The organism is Streptomyces sp. NPDC004284 (genome assembly GCF_042874035.1).
GTDB lineage: Bacteria > Actinomycetota > Actinomycetes > Streptomycetales > Streptomycetaceae > Streptomyces.
Genome location: NZ_JBIAMJ010000012.1, coordinates 1 through 18,228 on the forward strand (window position 1 = coordinate 1; position 18,228 = coordinate 18,228).

The window sequence follows — 18,228 nt, forward strand, 5'->3', positions numbered from 1 at the left end:
AGCGTTAGGGAAACGCCCGGTTACATTCCGAACCCGGAAGCTAAGCCTTTCAGCGCCGATGGTACTGCAGGGGGGACCCTGTGGGAGAGTAGGACACCGCCGAACACCTGCCCTTTTAGCTCAGTCGGTAGAGCGTCTCCATGGTAAGGAGAAGGTCAACGGTTCGATTCCGTTAAAGGGCTCCGAAATGAAAAGGCCCCCGCCTCTTGGCGGGGGCTTTTTCGTGTTTCCAGGAGTTTCCAGGAGTTTCCGGGAGTCTGTGGGATCCGAAGAGGACGGCGCCCTCCCCGCAGGGGGAGGGCGCCTTTCGTGTCAGTGGGGGTCCGGCTCGCGGAGGCGCATCGCCAGGATGGCCATGTCGTCGGAGGCGGGGGCCTGGGCGAAGCGCTCGACCGCGCGGAGGACACGGGAGGAGACCGCGCCGGCCGTCAGGCCCGTACAGGTCTTGAGGACCTCGGCGAGGCCGTCGTCGCCCAGCATGCGGGTGCCCTCGCGGCGTTCCGTCACGCCGTCCGTGACGCACAGGAGGACGTCGCCCGGGTCGAGCGTGACCGTCTGCTCGTACAGCTCCAGGTCCTCCATGACGCCCAGGAGCGGCTGGGGTTCGGCCGCGGGCTCCACCGTGCCGTCCGGGCGGAGGCGCAGCGGGAGGGGGTGGCCGGCGCAGACGACCTTGAGGATCGCCGAGCCGTCCGGCTGCGGGCGCATCTCGCCGTAGAGCAGGGTCAGGAAGCGGCTGCGGGCGCCCTCGTCGAGGATCGCCGCGTTCAGCCGCTCCAGGACGGCCGGGCCGCCGAAGCCCTCGCGGGCCAGGAGGCGCAGGGCATGACGGGCCAGGCCCGTGACGGCGGCCGCCTCCGGGCCCGTGCCGCAGACGTCGCCGATGGCGAATCCGTAGACGTCGTCCCTGATGGGGAAGACGTCGTAGAAGTCGCCTCCCACTTCGTTGCCCTCGCCGGCCGCGCGGTAGATGACGTCGACCTCGACGCCCGGGATCGTGGGGAGGCCGGGCGGGAGGAGGCTGCGCTGGAGGGACTGGCTGATCGCCACGCGCTCCGAGTACAGGCGGGCGTTGTCCAGTGCGAGGGCGGCCCGGCGCGAGAGGTCCTCGGCGAGCTCCAGGATCTCCTGGCGGAAGTGGTCCTCCGAGGGCCTGCCGAGCGTCAGCATGCCGATGACCCGGTTGCGGGCGACCAGCGGCAGGACGACCGTCTCGCCGGCGACCGCGCTCGCGGTGGCCAGGGTGGTGTCGATGCCGGAGGAGAGCGGGCTCGCCGGATGGTCGAGGGCACGGACCGAGGCGGTCAGCGCGGCGCGGTGCGCGGCGTCGCCCGGGGCGGACCAGACGCGGGCGCCGGGGGTCGGCACCGGGTCCGGCGGGGCGATGGAGGAGAGCAGGTCCTTGAGGCCGTCGATGCGGTCCTCGTCCTCGTGGAGCACGTACGAGAGGTACGGGTCGGAGGCCTGGTCGGCGATCGTGTAGACCGCGCACCAGGTGGCGAGGGTGGGGACCGTCATCTGGGCCATGAGCGCCAGGGTCTGGTCGCGGTCGAGGGTGCCGGCCAGGAGGTCGGAGGCCTCGACGAGGAAGCTGAGGGAGCCGCGGCGGAGCCGTTCGAGTTCGCCGAGGCGGGCCGATTCGACGGCCAGGGCGATGCGGTCGGCGGCGAACTGGAGGCGCAGGGCCTCCTCGTTGGAGTAGCGGTTCGCGGACTCGGCGGCCACCCCGAGGGAGCCGGTGAGGCGGCCCTCGACCTTCAGGGGGACCGTCACGACCGAGCGCATGCCGGTGCCTTCGAGGAGGGGGACGGCGCCGGGGACGGCGGCCAGGTCCTCGTGGACGGCGGGCATGCGGGCGGAGCCGTAGCGGCTGGCGCCGGTCTCCACGGGGACGCGGGCGAAGCGCTGGCGGGCGGCCGGGAGCCCGGTGGTCGCGCGCACTTCGAGCTCGGTCTCGTCGTCGGTGGCGAGGAGGAGGAAGGCGGCGTCGCCGTCGAGCATGTCGCGGGCGCGTTCGACCGTGCGCTGGAGGAGGCCGTCGAGGTCGTCGGGGGCGGGGGAGCCGATGAAGACCTCGAAGGGGTCGGCGGCGCGGCTCTCGGTGCCCGGTTCGGCGACGGGGCGCTGCGGGGTCTGGAGGACGGCGCGCTCGTGCTCCCGTACGAGGAGGCAGACCGTGGAGGGTTCGCCCTGGGTGTCGCGGACCCTCAGGTGCGAGGCGTAGACGGGGATGACGCGGCCGTCGGCGCAGCGGATGCCGTAGCTGCCCTCCCAGCGGGAGAGGCGGAGGGCCTCGGCGAGGCCGGTGCCGATGCCGGGGGTGTGGGGCCAGGCGGCGAGGTCGCCGAGGGGTTTGCCGGTGACCTGCTCGGAGCCGTAGCCGAAGAGTTCCTCGGAGTCCTCGTTCCACGAGGTGATCGTGCCGCCGAGGTCGATCTGGACGACGGCGACGCGGACGCGCGTCTCGGCGACCGGGAGGAGGGCGTCGGGGAGGACGGGGCCGGCGGAGCGGGTGCCCACCGGGCGCTGGGGGAGGTCGAGATGGAACCAGACGTGCTTGCGGGTGGGGGAGTAGTCGACGCCCCAGCGGTGGGCGAGGGCGGCGCAGAGCAGCAGGCCGCGGCCGTTCTCGCGGTCCGGGTTGCCGAGGGAGCGGCCGCTCTGGACGGGGATCTCGCGCTCGGGGTAGCGGTCGGCGACCTCGATGCGGACGCTGTCGTCGGAGCGGAGGCAGAGGACCTCGGCCGAGGTGCCGGCGTGGATGACGGCGTTGGTGACGAGTTCGCTGGTGAGGACGACGGCGTCGTCGACGAGTTCGGGGTGTCCCCAGCCCTGGAGGGTGTCTCTGACGAAGGCGCGGGCGGCCGCGACGGACCGGCCTTCGGGCTCGAAGCTGGCAGTCGCCCGCGCGGTGATCACAGCACTCCTCGTACGCGTCTCGACGCCCGGCTCTGCCATGCTCGGTCTGTCCCTCCCGCTGCCCGGTGGTCGTGCGCGCACCACACCGCCCCCGCCGGGCGGACCGGGGCGGCTGGACAGCCGGATGCCAGGTTACTTACCTTCGCTGTCCGAGCGGATGCCGGTCACCGTTGATTCCGTCCCTCGGGGGTAGGGACGCGGTGCGGAGCCGCCGAACTGTTATCGCCTGGTTCGGTCGCGGTGAAACACTGGGCAGGCTGACGGCGAGAGCCGGAGCGGTACGGTCGACCCCTTTCGGGAGGGACACGGTGGAGTCTGGCACGGCGGCGCGGCGCGGCGGCGGCAGTGGCACGCGCGCGAGGGGCGGGCGTTCCCGTGGGGGGACGGTCCAGGTGGACGCGGCGGCGCTGGAGCGGCTGCTGGCCGCGCTGGTGTCGATGCGGGACGGGAACTTCCGCAGGCGGCTGACGCTGTCCGGCGAGGGGGTCATGGCGGAGATCTCCGCCGTGTTCAACGAGGTCGCCGACCGGCAGCTGCACGTGACGGGGGAGCTGTCGCGGGTCCGGCGGGTGGTCGGCCGCGAGGGCAAGCTGTCCGAGCGTCTGGAGGCGGGGGCCAGCGAAGGGGCGTGGGCGGCGGCGATCGAGGCCGCGAACGCGCTCGTCGACGAGCTGGCCCGGCCGGTGTCCGAGGTGGGGCGGGTCCTGTCGGCGGTGGCCGAGGGTGATCTGGACCAGCGGATGGACCTGCGTTCGGAGGGTGCGGACGGGACGGTCCGGCCGCTGCGCGGGGAGTTCCTGAAGGTCGCCCGTACCGCCAACAACCTCGTCGACCAGCTGTCGGTGTTCGCCTCCGAGGTGACGCGGGTCGCCGTCGAGGTGGGTACGGACGGCAAGCTGGGCGGGCAGGCGCAGGTGCGCGGGGTGTCCGGTTCGTGGAAGGACCTCACGGACTCCGTCAACACGATGGCGAACCGGCTGACGGCGCAGGTGCGGGACATCGCCCTGGTGACGACGGCGGTCGCGGACGGCGATCTGTCGCAGAAGGTCACGGCGAACGTCGCCGGCGAGATGCTGGAGCTGAAGAACACCGTCAACCGGATGGTGGACCAGCTGTCGTCGTTCTCCTCCGAGGTGACCCGTGTCGCGCGCGAGGTGGGTACGGAGGGCGAGCTCGGCGGTCAGGCCGAGGTGGCCGGGGTCGCCGGTGTGTGGAAGGACCTCACCGATTCCGTCAACACGATGGCGGGCAACCTCACCAATCAGGTGAGGGGTATCGCCGAGGTGACGACGGCGGTCGCCAACGGCGACCTGTCGCAGAAGGTACGGGTCTCCGCGCGCGGTGAGATCGCCCAACTCGCGGACACCATCAACCAGATGACGGAGACGCTGCGGACGTTCGCCGACGAGGTGACCCGGGTGTCGGGCGAGGTCGGCGCGCAGGGTCTGCTCGGCGGGCAGGCGCAGGTGCCGGGTGCGGCGGGGACGTGGAAGGACCTCACCGACTCCGTCAACACGGTGTTCCGGAACATCACCACGCAGGTGCGGGACATCGCGCAGGTGACGACGGCGGTCGCCAACGGTGATCTGTCGCAGAAGGTCACGGTGGACGTGGCCGGCGAGATGCTGGAGCTGAAGAACACCGTCAACACGATGGTGGACCAGCTGTCGGCGTTCGGTTCCGAGGTGACCCGGGTGGCCCGGGAGGTCGGCGTCGAGGGTCTGCTCGGCGGTCAGGCCGAGGTGCCGGGCGCGGCGGGCACGTGGAAGGACCTCACCGACTCGGTGAACACGGCCTTCCGCAACCTGACCGGTCAGGTGCGGGACATCGCGCAGGTGACGACGGCGGTCGCCAACGGTGATCTGTCGCAGAAGGTCACGGTGGACGTGGCCGGCGAGATGCTGGAGCTGAAGAACACCGTCAACACGATGGTGTCGCAGCTGTCGTCGTTCGCGGACCAGGTGACGCGGATGGCCCGGGACGTGGGCACGGAGGGTCGGCTCGGCGGGCAGGCGCGCGTGGACGGCGTCTCCGGGCGCTGGCGGGAGCTCACGGACTCCGTGAACTTCATGGCCGGCAACCTGACCTCGCAGGTGCGGCAGATCGCGCAGGTGACGACGGCCGTGGCCCGCGGCGACCTGTCGCAGAAGATCGACGTGGACGCGCGCGGCGAGATCCTGGAGCTGAAGAACACCATCAACACGATGGTCGACCAGCTCTCGGCCTTCGCGGACCAGGTGACCCGGGTGGCCCGCGAGGTGGGCACCGACGGGCGTCTCGGCGGTCAGGCGCAGGTGCCGGGCGTGGCCGGTGTGTGGCGCGATCTGACGGACTCGGTGAACGGCATGGCCGGCAACCTGACGACCCAGGTCCGCAACATCGCGCAGGTCGCCACCGCGGTCGCGCGCGGCGACCTGTCGCAGAAGATCGACGTGGACGCGCGCGGCGAGATCCTGGAGCTGAAGAACACCCTCAACACGATGGTGGACCAGCTGTCGAACTTCGCCGAGCAGGTGACCCGGGTGGCCCGCGAGGTGGGCACCGACGGGCGTCTCGGCGGCCAGGCCGAGGTGCAGGGCGTCTCCGGCACCTGGAAGGACCTCACCCAGTCGGTGAACTTCATGGCGAACAACCTCACCATCCAGGTGCGGAACATCGCCGAGGTCACGACGGCGGTCGCCATGGGCGACCTGTCGAAGAAGATCACCGTCGACGCCCGGGGCGAGATCCTGGAGCTGGTGACGACCGTCAACACGATGGTCGACCAGCTGTCGAACTTCGCCGACGAGGTCACGCGGGTGGCCCGTGAGGTGGGTACGGAGGGCATCCTCGGCGGCCAGGCACGCGTGCGCGGGGTCACCGGTACGTGGAAGGACCTCAGCGACAACGTCAACCTGATGGCCAACAACCTGACCAACCAGGTGCGGAACATCTCCCGGGTCTCGGCGGCCGTCGCCAACGGCGACCTGACGAAGAAGGTGACGGTCGAGGCGCGCGGCGAGGTCGCCGAGCTCGCCGAGACCGTCAACACGATGGTGACGACCCTGTCGTCCTTCGCGGACGAGGTCACGCGCGTGGCCCGCGAGGTGGGTACGGAGGGCGAACTGGGCGGCCAGGCCCGGGTGCCGGGGGTCTCCGGCACGTGGAAGGACCTGACCGAGTCGGTGAACTCGATGGCCGACAACCTCACCGGTCAGGTGCGGCAGATCGCCGCCGTCACCACGGCCATCGCCAAGGGCGACCTCACCAAGAAGATCGACATCGACGCGCGCGGTGAGATCCAGGAGCTGAAGAACACCATCAACACGATGGTCGACCAGCTGTCGAACTTCGCCGAGGAGGTCACCCGGGTGGCCCGCGAGGTGGGCACCGACGGGCAGCTCGGCGGCCAGGCCCGGGTCAGGGACGTGGAGGGCACCTGGAGCGACCTCACCGAGTCCGTGAACGAGATGGCCGGGAACCTCACCCGGCAGGTGCGGGCCATCGCGGCCGTCGCCACCGCGGTGACCCGCGGCGACCTCAACGTCAAGATCGACGGTGTGGACGCGGCCGGCGAGATCCAGGCGCTCCAGGACAACATCAACACGATGATCGCCAACCTGCGCGACACCACCCTCGCCAACGACGAGCAGGACTGGCTCAAGAGCAACCTGGCCCGCATCTCCGGCCTCATGCAGGGCCGCCGGGACCTCGACGACGTGGCCTCGCTCATCATGAGCGAGCTGACGCCGGTGGTCTCGGCCCAGCACGGCGCCTTCTTCGTCGCGATGCCGACGGGCTCCGCCCACGGCGACGCCGAACTCGTCGGCGAGGGCGACGGCTCGTACGAGCTGCGGATGCGCGGGAGTTACGGATACTCCACCGGGTCCATGCCGACCTCGTTCCGCCCCGGCGAGACCCTCATCGGGACGGCCGCCGAGGAGAAGCGGACCATCCAGGTCAATGTGCCGCCGGGCTATCTGAAGATCTCCTCGGGGCTCGGGGAGGCCTCGCCGGCCCATGTGATCGTGCTGCCGGTGCTCTTCGAGGGCAAGGTCCTCGGGGTGATCGAGCTGGCCTCGTTCCAGCCGTTCACGCACATCCAGCGGGACTTCCTCAACCAGATCGCCGAGCTGATCGCGACCACGGTCAACACCATCAGCGTCAACACCAAGACCGAGGTGCTGCTCCAGCAGTCGCAGAAGCTGACCGAGCAGCTCAAGGAGCGCTCGGCCGAGCTGGAGCACCGGCAGAAGGAACTCCAGGGCTCGAACCTGGAGCTGGAGGAGAAGGCGGAGCTGCTCGCCCGGCAGAACCGCGACATCGAGGTGAAGAACACCGAGATCGAGGAGGCCCGGCAGGTCCTGGAGGAGCGCGCCGAACAGCTCGCCGTCTCCATGCGGTACAAGTCGGAGTTCCTCGCCAACATGTCGCACGAGCTGCGCACCCCGCTCAACTCGCTGCTGATCCTGGCCAAGTTGCTCGCGGACAACGCCGAGACCAATCTGACGCCGAAGCAGGTCGAGTTCGCGGAGACCATCCACGGCGCCGGTTCGGACCTGCTCCAGCTGATCAACGACATCCTCGACCTGTCCAAGGTCGAGGCGGGCAAGATGGACGTCTCGCCGACCCGCATCGCGCTCGTCCAGCTCGTCGACTACGTGGAGGCCACCTTCCGGCCGCTCACGGCGGAGAAGGGGCTCGACTTCTCGGTGCGGGTCTCGCCCGAGCTGCCGGCCACCCTCCACACCGACGAGCAGCGGCTGCTCCAGGTCCTGCGCAACCTCCTGTCCAACGCGGTGAAGTTCACCGACACGGGCGCGGTGGAGCTGGTGATCCGGCCGGCGGCCGCGGACGTGCCGCAGTCGATCCGCGAGCAGCTCCTGGAGGCCGGATCGCTGCGGGACCCGGAGGCCGCCCTGATCGCGTTCTCGGTCACCGACACCGGGATCGGGATCGCGGCCGGCAAGATGCGGGTCATCTTCGAGGCGTTCAAGCAGGCCGACGGCACGACCAGCCGGAAGTACGGCGGTACGGGGCTGGGGCTCTCGATCAGCCGGGAGATCGCGCGGCTGCTCGGCGGCGAGATCTTCGCCGCGAGCGAGCCCGGCCGCGGCTCGACGTTCACGCTCTATCTGCCGCTGAGCCCGACGGAGTTGCCGCCGGGCGGCCACGGGCAGGGCGCGCAGGACGTCGAGGACCCGCAGCAGGGGGCCGAGGAGGGGACGGTCGGGGCCCTCGACGCGTTCCCGCACTTCCCGCCGCCGCCCGTACGGACCGAGGCGCGGTCCGGGGCGGCGCTGTTCCGGCACCGGCGGAAGGCGGTGGCTGAGGCCACCGGGGTGCGGGACGCGGTTCCCGGGCAGTCCGGCGGGCAGGACGCGGCGGACCGGGCGGAGCCGGAGGCCGAGCCGCGCCGTACGTTCGGCTTCTCCGGCGAGAAGGTGCTCATCGTCGACGACGACATCCGCAACGTCTTCGCGCTCACCAGCGTCCTGGAGCAGCACGGGCTCGCCGTGCTGTACGCGGAGAACGGGCGGGAGGGCATCGAGGTCCTGGAGCAGCACGACGACGTGACGGTCGTGCTGATGGACATCATGATGCCGGAGATGGACGGGTACGCGACGACGACCGCGATCCGGCGGATGCCGCAGTTCGCCGGGCTGCCGATCATCGCGCTGACGGCGAAGGCGATGAAGGGCGACCGGGAGAAGGCGATCGAGTCCGGCGCCTCGGACTACGTGACCAAGCCGGTCGACCCCGATCACCTGCTGTCCGTCATGGAGCAGTGGATGCGGGGGGAGTGACTCCGCGCCGGGGGTCCGCGCCGCGCCGGGCGCGGACCCCCGGGCTCCGCCGGCTCCCTCTGACGGACTGTCGCCAGGGGCGTGTGAGAGGGCCGGATACGGGGAACCTTCTGGTCTCCCACCGCGTTTCCGCTACGTGCACAGTGACATCGCGGTGACAGGGTGTGGCGACGGGCAGGGTGCGGCTACGATGACCGGCACAAGGACGGACGGCGCTAGGGAGTCGTCTTCTGGGGCGGCGCCCGGTGCTTCCCCCGGTTCGGGGGTCCGGGGAGAGCCGTTGCCGGGACGAGGAGGACGGGGCATGGTGCAGAAGGCCAAGATCCTCCTGGTCGATGACCGGCCGGAGAATCTGCTGGCGCTGGAGGCCATTCTCTCCGCGCTCGATCAGACGCTGGTGCGGGCATCGTCCGGGGAGGAAGCGCTCAAGGCGCTGTTGACGGACGACTTCGCGGTCATCCTGCTCGACGTCCAGATGCCGGGCATGGACGGTTTCGAGACCGCCGCCCACATCAAGCGGCGCGAGCGGACCCGGGACATCCCGATCATCTTCCTCACCGCCATCAACCACGGCCCGCACCACACCTTCCGGGGGTACGCGGCCGGGGCGGTCGACTACATCTCGAAGCCGTTCGACCCGTGGGTGCTGCGCGCCAAGGTCTCCGTCTTCGTCGAGCTCTACATGAAGAACTGCAAGCTGCGCGAGCAGGCCGCCCTGCTGCGGCTGCAGTTGGAGGGCGGCGGCGAGGGCGGTCACGGCAAGGAGGCCGCCGGACTGCTCGCCGAGCTCTCCGCCCGGCTCGCCGCCGTCGAGGAGCAGGCCGAGGCCCTGTCGAAGCAGCTCGACGACGACTCCGCCGACGCGGCCGCCGTCGCCACCGCCGCGCACCTGGAGCGCAAGCTCACCGGACTGCGCCGGGCCCTGGACGCGCTGGAGCCGGGCACGGGCGCCACGCCGACACTGCCCGCCCAGAGCTGACGCGCCGTCATCGCGTCCTCGCGTACGGTGGGGACCGCCGTGATGCGGCGTCAGCATCGCGCCCCGGCACGGACGACACGAACGGGTGAGGCGGACAGCCGGTCTCCACACCGGTAACCTCGGCATCATGGCTTCACGTACGTCCGGCAAGGGTTCCCAGGGCACGGCGAACACCGCGAAACCGCGCACCGGCCGGACGACGGGTGCCGCGAAGAAAGCGGCGCCCGCGAAGTCCCCCGCCAAGCCGCCCGCGAAGAAGGCGCCGGCCAAGAAGGCCGCGCCCGCCAAGCGCGCGCCCGCGCGGAAGACCGCCGCCAAGAAGGCCCCGCCCAGGCCCGCCCCGTCCCCGACCGGGGGCGTCTACCGGCTCGCGCGCGGCGCCTGGCTCGGCCTCGCCCACGGGATCGGGGCGATGCTCCGGGGGATAGGGCGCGGCGCGAAGGGCCTCGACCCCGCCCACCGCAAGGACGGGCTCGCGCTGCTCCTCCTCGGCCTCGCGCTGATCGTCGCCGCCGGCACCTGGTCCAATCTGCGCGGCCCGGTCGGCGACCTCGTCGAGATGCTGGTCACCGGCTCCTTCGGACGGCTCGACCTGCTCGTACCGCTGCTCCTCGGCGCTATGGGCATCCGGCTGATCCTCTACCCGGAGAGGCCCGAGGCCAACGGCCGGATCAGCATCGGCCTCTCCGCGCTCGTCATCGGCGTCCTCGGCCAGGTGCACATCGCCTGCGGCTCGCCGGGCCGCGGTGACGGCAGCGCGGCCATGCAGGACGCCGGCGGGCTCATCGGCTGGGCCGCGTCCCAGCCCCTCGTCTTCATGATGGGCGAGGTCCTCGCCGTACCGATGCTGGTGCTGCTCACCGTCTTCGGGCTCCTCGTGGTCACCGCGACCCCGGTCAACGCGATCCCGCAGCGGCTGCGCGCGCTCGGCGCCAAGCTGGGCATCGTCGAGCTCCCGTACGACCCGGCGGAGGCCGAGGGATACGCGGGCCACCCGGAGCACGAGGGGTACGACGAGGACTGGCGGGACGCGGGACCGCGCCCCGCGCGGCCCGTCCGGCGCCGCGCGGCCGGGCCTGCGGAGCCGTACGACGTCGACCGGGCCGAGGCGGAGGTGCTGGAGCGGCGTGGCCGCCCGGCCCGCCGGGCCTCCGCGCGCGAGGACTTCGACTCCGGCCTGGACCCGGTGGACGTCGCCGCGGCGGCCGCCGCGGCGCTCGACGGCGCCGTGCTGAACGGCATGCCGCCCTCGCCGATCGTCGCCGACCTGACGAAGGACGTCACCGCGGAGCGGAAGGCCGCGCTGGCCGCCTCCGAAGCCTCCGCCGCCGAAGCCGCCGCCGTGGAGAAGGCCGCGCCCGTACCCCCGGCGCGCGGGGCCGGCCGTCCCGGTGGGGGCGTACCCGATCTGACGAAGCCGGCGCCCGAGCCGACCGACCTGCCGCCCCGGGCCGAGCAGCTCCAGCTCGCGGGCGACATCACGTACTCCCTGCCCTCGCTCGACCTGCTGGAGCGCGGTGGGCCGGGCAAGACCCGCAGTGCCGCCAACGACGCCGTCGTCGACGCGCTGTCCAACGTCTTCACCGAGTTCAAGGTCGACGCGGCCGTCACGGGCTTCACGCGCGGTCCGACGGTCACGCGGTACGAGGTCGAGCTCGGCCCCGCCGTGAAGGTCGAGAAGATCACGGCCCTGACCAAGAACATCGCCTACGCCGTGGCCTCGCCCGACGTGCGGATCATCTCGCCGATCCCCGGCAAGTCCGCGGTCGGCATCGAGATCCCGAACAGCGACCGCGAGATGGTCAACCTCGGCGACGTGCTGCGGCTCGCGGACGCGGCCGGGGACGAGCACCCGATGCTGGTCGCGCTCGGCAAGGACGTCGAGGGCGGCTACGTGATGGCCAACCTGGCGAAGATGCCGCACGTCCTGGTCGCCGGTGCCACGGGCTCCGGAAAGTCCTCGTGCATCAACTGCCTGATCACGTCGATCATGATAAGAGCGACCCCCGAGGACGTCCGGATGGTGCTGGTCGACCCCAAGCGGGTCGAGCTCACCGCCTACGAGGGCATCCCGCACCTGATCACGCCGATCATCACCAACCCCAAGCGGGCCGCCGAGGCGCTCCAGTGGGTCGTGCGCGAGATGGACCTGCGCTACGACGACCTGGCCGCCTTCGGCTACCGGCACATCGACGACTTCAACCAGGCCATCCGGGACGGCAAGATCAAACTGCCCGAGGGCAGCGAGCGCGAGCTCAACCCGTACCCGTACCTGCTGGTGATCGTCGACGAGCTCGCCGACCTGATGATGGTCGCGCCGCGCGACGTCGAGGACTCCATCGTCCGCATCACCCAGCTGGCGCGCGCCGCCGGCATCCACCTCGTGCTCGCCACCCAGCGGCCGTCCGTGGACGTCGTCACCGGTCTGATCAAGGCGAACGTGCCCTCGCGGCTCGCCTTCGCCACCTCCTCGCTCGCCGACAGCCGGGTCATCCTCGACCAGCCCGGCGCCGAGAAGCTCATCGGCAAGGGCGACGGACTCTTCCTGCCGATGGGCGCCAACAAGCCCGTCCGCATGCAGGGCGCGTTCGTCACCGAGGCCGAGGTCGCGGCGATCGTGCAGCACTGCAAGGACCAGATGACGCCCGTCTTCCGGGAGGACGTCACCGTCGGCACCCGGCAGAAGAAGGAGATCGACGAGGACATCGGCGACGACCTCGACCTGCTGTGCCAGGCCGCCGAGCTGGTCGTCTCGACGCAGTTCGGCTCCACCTCGATGCTCCAGCGCAAGCTGCGCGTGGGCTTCGCGAAGGCCGGCCGGCTGATGGACCTGATGGAGTCGCGGAACATCGTCGGACCGTCCGAGGGCTCGAAGGCGCGCGACGTGCTCGTGAAGCCGGACGAGCTGGACGGGGTCCTCGCCGTCATCCGGGGGGAGTCGGGGGAGTAGTCCGGGTGTGCCGACGGCGAGGCGGGGTACCCGTTCGAGACCGGGCCGAGACTCACTCGTAAGAAAACGGTGGGCAACCGTTTCCCCTGGCCGTACGTCAAGTTGGACGGTGGGACAGAAGGATGTCCCAGCCTCATGGCGTACAAACAGCACCCGCCCGGTTGCCCCACCCTTTCGTACCACCCATAGACTGAACGTCCAGCAGGTGGCTACACGCTCGAAAGGCGCTCTCGTGTCCATCGGCAACTCCCCCGAAGACGACCGGACCTTCCCGGCAGACGACCGGGAATCGATCGGTCGCTCTCTCCAGCAGGCCCGAATCGCCGCCGGTCTCACCGTCGAAGAGGTCAGTGCCTCCACCCGTGTCCGGATTCCGATCGTGCACGCGATCGAGGAGGACGACTTCTCGCGCTGTGGCGGCGACGTCTACGCCCGCGGCCACATCCGTACCCTCGCGCGCGCCGTCGGTCTCGATCCGGCTCCGCTGATCGAGCAGTACGACGCCGAGCACGGTGGCCGTCCCGCGCCGACCCCCGCCGCCCCGCTCTTCGAGGCGGAACGCATCCGCCCCGAGCCGCGCAGGCCCAACTGGACCGCCGCGATGGTCGCGGCCATCGTCGCCGTCGTCGGTTTCGTCGGCTACACGATGTTCAACGGGAACGACGCCACGACGGGGACCACCGTGGCCGACGGCGGCCCGGCACCCGCGCCGGAGAAGGCGACGTCCGCCGCCAAGCCGAAGCCGGCCAAGCCCGCGCCCAAGCCCACCGAGAGCGCGATCGCCGCCGTCCCGCAGGACAAGGTCACGATCAAGCTCTCCGCGATCGACGACAAGAGCTGGATCTCGGCCAAGGCGCACGACGGCAAGCTCCTCTTCGACGGCCTCCTCCTCAAGGGCGAGTCCAAGACCTTCCAGGACGACGAGCGCGTCGACCTCGTCCTCGGCAACGCCGGCGCGATCGAGCTCTACGTGAACGGCAAGAAGCTCGCGGACAAGTTCGAATCCGGTCAGGTCGAGCGGCTCAGCTACACCAAGGGCGACCCCGAGGCCGGCTGAGCCCCGCAACACCGCGTGTGATGTGACCTCTGTCGCGCAGGTGAACCCTGCGCGACGGGGGAACGGCCGGGACGAAGTAGTCTTGAGTCCATGCCCGAACGCCGTACCGTCGCCCTTGTCACTCTTGGCTGCGCCCGTAACGAGGTGGACTCGGAGGAGCTCGCAGGCCGCTTGGCAGCGGACGGCTGGGAGCTCGTCGAGAACGCCGAGGACGCGGATGTCGCCGTCGTCAACACCTGTGGATTCGTCGAGGCCGCCAAGAAGGACTCCGTCGACGCCCTCCTCGAAGCCAATGATCTGAAGGACCACGGCAAGACCCAGGCCGTCGTCGCCGTCGGCTGCATGGCCGAGCGATACGGCAAGGAGCTCGCCGAAGCCCTCCCGGAGGCCGACGGCGTCCTCGGCTTCGACGACTACGCCGACATCTCCAACCGCCTCCAGACCATCCTCAGCGGTGGCAGTGTCGAGGCCCACACCCCGCGTGACCGGCGCAAGCTGCTGCCGCTGTCCCCCGTGGAGCGCCAGAAGGCCGCCGAGACCGTGGCCCTGCCGGGACACGGCTCCGCGGAAGCCCCCGAGAACGTGCCGAGCGACCTGCCCGAGGGCCTCGCGCCCGCCTCCGGGCCGCGCGCGCCGCTCCGCCGCCGCCTGGACACCAGCCCCGTCGCCTCCGTGAAGCTGGCCTCCGGCTGCGACCGCCGCTGCTCCTTCTGCGCCATCCCCTCCTTCCGCGGCTCCTTCGTCTCCCGCCGCCCCTCGGACGTGCTGAACGAGACGCGCTGGCTCGCCGAGCAGGGCGTGAAGGAGATCATGCTGGTCTCCGAGAACAACACCTCCTACGGCAAGGACCTCGGCGACATCCGGCTCCTGGAGGGCCTGCTGCCCGAGCTGGCCGCCGTGGACGGCATCGAGCGCGTCCGCGTCAGCTACCTCCAGCCCGCCGAGATGCGCCCGGGCCTGATCGACGTCCTCACGTCGACCGAGAAGGTCGTGCCCTACTTCGACCTGTCCTTCCAGCACAGCGCCCCCGACGTGCTGCGGGCCATGCGCCGCTTCGGCGACACCGACCGCTTCCTGGAGCTCCTGGAGACCATCCGCTCCAAGGCGCCCACGGCCGGTGCCCGGTCCAACTTCATCGTCGGCTTCCCCGGCGAGACCGAGGCGGACTTCGCCGAGCTGGAACGCTTCATCACCCACGCCCGCCTCGACGCCATCGGCGTCTTCGGCTACTCCGACGAGGACGGCACCGAGGCCGCCACGTACGAGCACAAGCTCGACCAGGAAGTCGTCGACGAGCGCCTCGCCCACCTCTCCCGGCTCGCCGAGGAGCTCACCGCGCAGCGCGCGGAGGAGCGGATCGGAGAGACCCTGGAAGTACTCGTCGAGTCCGAGTCGGACGACGAGGACGAGGCGGGCGGCTGGATCGGCCGCGCGGCCCACCAGGCGCCCGAGACCGACGGACAGGTGCTCCTGCTCACCACGGACGGCGGTGCGGGCCCCGAACTCGCCCCGGGCCGTATGGTCAGGGCGAAGGTCGTCGGCACGGAGGGCGTCGACCTGGTGGCCGAGTGTCTTTTCGAGGAGGCGGGCAGATGACCGGAGTCCCGGCATCCGCGACGGGCGGGACCGGTAGGCCGACGCCCCGCGGCAAGCTGGGCTCGGCGGCCGTCAACCAGGCCAGCCTGTGGAACATCGCGAACATCCTCACCATGATCCGGCTCGTCCTCGTGCCGGGCTTCGTGGTGCTGCTGCTCCAGGACGGCGGGCACGACCCCGTGTGGCGGGCCTGGGCCTGGGCGGCGTTCGCGGTGGCCATGATCACGGACGTCTTCGACGGGCACCTCGCCCGTACGTACAACCTGGTCACCGACTTCGGGAAGATCGCCGACCCGATCGCCGACAAGGCGATCATGGCGGCCGGACTCATCTCGCTGTCCTCGCTCGGGGACCTGCCCTGGTGGGTCACCGGGGTCATCCTCGCCCGGGAGCTCGGGATCACCCTGATGCGGTTCTGGGTCATCCGGCACGGGGTCATCCCCGCCAGCCGCGGCGGCAAGATGAAGACGCTGGCCCAGGGCACGGCCGTGGGCATGTACGTCCTCATGCTCACCGGCCCTCTGGCCACCTTGCGCTTCTGGGTGATGGCGGTGGCCGTCGTGCTGACGGTCGTCACCGGTCTGGACTACGTCCGGCAGGCCGTCGCCTTGAGGCGCAAGGGACTCGCGGTGGAGCGGGCGGCGGCGCGGTCGGAGACGGCGACGCGATGACCGAGGCCGCCCGGGTGCTGGCGCTGCTTGCGGAGCGTGACCAGACGCTGGCCGCCGCGGAGTCGCTCACGGGTGGTCTGGTGGCCGCCGAGATCACCGGCGTCCCCGGCGCATCGGCCTCCTTCCTGGGGTCGGTCACGGCCTACGCCACGCCCCTCAAGCGCGAGCTCCTCGGCGTCGACGGGTCCCTGCTCGCGGAGCGCGGAGCGGTGGATCCGGAGGTCGCGCTGCAGATGGCGGCGGGTGTACGGGACCGGCTCGGCGCCGACTGGGGCATCTCGACGACCGGGGTCGCGGGACCGACCCCGCAGGACGGGCAGCCCGTCGGAACGGTCTACGTGGCGGTCGCCGGCCCCGCCACGACGAGCGCCCGCGCCGGGAAAGTGGTGTCGCTGAGGTTGAACGGCGATCGTGCGGAAATCCGTAGAGAGAGCGTACGGAGCGTGCTGGAACTGCTCCATGAGGAACTCTCGGGAAATGCGCGGGCACAGGATACGGAACACAACGGGGGGATTTGATGTTTGCAGCCCTGAGTGAACACGACATCGCTCCCCGCACGGCCGCGGCGCGAGGCGGTACGGTGGGGCGTGAAGGATGCGGCTACGCGGTCCGAGGAGGGAGCCACCGATGATTCTGCTCCGTCGCCTGCTGGGTGACGTGCTGCGTCGGCAGCGCCAGCGCCAGGGCCGTACTCTGCGCGAAGTCTCCTCGTCCGCCCGAGTCTCGCTCGGCTATCTCTCCGAGGTGGAGCGGGGGCAGAAGGAGGCTTCCTCCGAGCTGCTCTCCGCGATCTGCGACGCGTTGGATGTACGGATGTCCGAGCTCATGCGCGAAGTGAGTGACGAGCTGTCGCTGGCCGAACTGGCCGAGTCGGCAGCGGCGAGCGAACCGGTGCCGACGCCGGTGCGCCCGATGCTCAATTCGGTGTCGGTGACGTCGGTGGCCGGTGTGCCCACCGGGCGGGTGACCATCAAGGCGCCCGCCGAAGCGGTGGACGTCGTCGCTGCCTGAACCGAAGTGGGGCGAAGCCCCGGTCGGTGCCTCTTGGTGAGGCGCTGACCGGGGCTTTTCTCGTTTCCGGGGGTTTTCGAGCGGTTTTCCTGAGATGCCGGGTTCCGGTGGGGCGTGCCATGGTGGGAGGGACGTACGCCTGGGCCGTGTGCGCCGGGGTTGCCACCGGTGCGCCCTCCCGCAGGGTGATCCTGCCGGTCTAGCGTCGACCGCAGGAGGCGGCCATGGTACGGCGACGGGTTCCGCTGGTGACGCTCGCGCTGTTCGCGTGTGGCCTCGCCGCCGGAGGGCTCTGGTGGTGGGCGGTGCTGCGCCTGCTGCTCGTACCGGTGGAGACCGGGCCGGTCGAGGGGGCGGTGGCCGCGGGCGGCTGGGGGCTGAGCCTGCTGCCGGTGCACGTGGCGGCCTCGTCGGGACGGCGGGGGACGGTCGCTTCGAGGGGGCGGCGACTACCCGGTGCGGCGGCCCCGGGGGTCACCAGGGCATCGCGACGCCGCCGTTGGGGCGGAGGATCTGGCCGGTCGTGAACGCGGAGGCGTCGGAGGCGAGGTAGAGGACCGCGTGCGCGATGTCCTCGGCCTCGCCGACCCGCCCCAGCGGCGAGTGACGGACCATCGCGGCCTCGGCCTGCTCCTGGGCGGCCGGTTCGTGGCGGTCCGTCATCGGGGTGCGGATCCAGCCCGGGGCGATCGCGTTGACCCGGATCCCGCGCGGACCCGCCTCCGTCGCCAGGGTCTTCGTCAGCTGGACCACGGCCGCCTTGGTGACGCTGTAGCAGAGCAGGCCCGGGCTCGCGGTGTCCATCGCGCCCGAGGCCATCGTCACGATCGAACCGGGGACGCCGGCGGCGATCATCGAACGGGCCGCCTCCTGGCACGCGTACAGCACGCCCTTGAAGTTGACGGCGAGGACGCGGTCGAGGTCCTCGTCCCGGGTCTCCAGGACCGAGCTCGTGTGCATGATTCCCGCGACGGCGGCCATGACGTGCAGGGGGCCGGCGGACCGGACGGCCGCCGCCAGGGCGGACCGGTCGGTGACGTCCAGGGGGTGGGTGTGCGCGGTGCCGCCCTGCCGGGCGATCAGGGCCGCGGTCTCCTTGAGGCCGTCCTCGTCGCGGTCGGCGCAGTGGACGGTGGCACCGGCGCGGGAGAGGAGGGCCGCGGTGGCACGGCCGATGCCGCTCGCGGCGCCGGTGACGAACGCGGTGCGGCCGGTCAGGTCGTATGCCGGGAGAGTCGTCGTCATGTCCGGACCGTACG

Annotated in this window: 10 protein-coding genes, 1 tRNA gene and 1 rRNA gene; 10 read left to right on the plus strand and 2 right to left on the minus strand. The window is 71.1% G+C overall.

What is annotated here, in order from left to right:
• Positions 1-105, plus strand: a 5S ribosomal RNA gene (rrf, locus tag ACFYUS_RS26900); the annotation flags it as partial.
• A 4-nt stretch (positions 106-109) separates the two neighbouring features.
• Positions 110-182: transfer RNA gene (locus ACFYUS_RS26905), tRNA-Thr, on the plus strand.
• Positions 183-312: 130 nt separating this feature from the next.
• Here ACFYUS_RS26905 and ACFYUS_RS26910 read toward each other — a convergent pair.
• The gene (locus ACFYUS_RS26910; protein ID WP_388857190.1) at positions 313-2,958 is read right to left on the minus strand and encodes a SpoIIE family protein phosphatase; all 2,646 of its coding nucleotides are present in this window, start codon (positions 2,956-2,958) and stop codon (positions 313-315) included.
• A 269-nt stretch (positions 2,959-3,227) separates the two neighbouring features.
• Here ACFYUS_RS26910 and ACFYUS_RS26915 point away from each other — a divergent pair, with 269 nt between their 5' ends.
• From ACFYUS_RS26915 to ACFYUS_RS26950, 8 genes are all read left to right on the plus strand, one after another.
• Entirely contained in the window at positions 3,228-8,705 is a 5,478-nt protein-coding gene (locus ACFYUS_RS26915) for a HAMP domain-containing protein (protein ID WP_388857193.1), read from the plus strand.
• A 304-nt stretch (positions 8,706-9,009) separates the two neighbouring features.
• Positions 9,010-9,684 (plus strand): two-component system response regulator, encoded by a 675-nt coding sequence (locus ACFYUS_RS26920; RefSeq protein ID WP_388857195.1) that lies wholly within the window; start codon positions 9,010-9,012, stop codon positions 9,682-9,684.
• Between the two features lie 127 nt (positions 9,685-9,811).
• Positions 9,812-12,634, plus strand: a complete 2,823-nt coding sequence (locus tag ACFYUS_RS26925) for a DNA translocase FtsK (RefSeq protein ID WP_388857198.1) — start codon at positions 9,812-9,814, stop codon at positions 12,632-12,634.
• 232 nt (positions 12,635-12,866) lie between these two features.
• Positions 12,867-13,691 (plus strand): helix-turn-helix domain-containing protein, encoded by an 825-nt coding sequence (locus ACFYUS_RS26930; protein ID WP_388857201.1) that lies wholly within the window; start codon positions 12,867-12,869, stop codon positions 13,689-13,691.
• A gap of 90 nt (positions 13,692-13,781) precedes the next feature.
• A complete protein-coding gene (rimO, locus tag ACFYUS_RS26935; RefSeq protein WP_388857204.1) occupies positions 13,782-15,287 on the plus strand; it encodes a 30S ribosomal protein S12 methylthiotransferase RimO in 1,506 nt (501 codons plus the stop codon).
• The gene (gene pgsA / locus ACFYUS_RS26940; protein WP_388857207.1) at positions 15,284-15,958 is read left to right on the plus strand and encodes a CDP-diacylglycerol--glycerol-3-phosphate 3-phosphatidyltransferase; all 675 of its coding nucleotides are present in this window, start codon (positions 15,284-15,286) and stop codon (positions 15,956-15,958) included. Before rimO ends, pgsA begins: the two co-directional genes overlap by 4 nt.
• Positions 15,955-16,476 (plus strand): CinA family protein, encoded by a 522-nt coding sequence (locus ACFYUS_RS26945; RefSeq protein WP_388857210.1) that lies wholly within the window; start codon positions 15,955-15,957, stop codon positions 16,474-16,476. Before pgsA ends, ACFYUS_RS26945 begins: the two co-directional genes overlap by 4 nt.
• 109 nt (positions 16,477-16,585) lie before the next feature.
• Entirely contained in the window at positions 16,586-16,969 is a 384-nt protein-coding gene (locus ACFYUS_RS26950; protein ID WP_024758922.1) for a helix-turn-helix domain-containing protein, read from the plus strand.
• Between the two features lie 474 nt (positions 16,970-17,443).
• On the opposite strand, the gene ACFYUS_RS26955 is transcribed toward ACFYUS_RS26950, so the two are convergent.
• Complete coding sequence (locus ACFYUS_RS26955) at positions 17,444-18,214, minus strand: SDR family NAD(P)-dependent oxidoreductase (protein ID WP_388857214.1); 771 nt, start codon at positions 18,212-18,214, stop codon at positions 17,444-17,446.
• Positions 18,215-18,228: the final 14 nt, after the last annotated feature.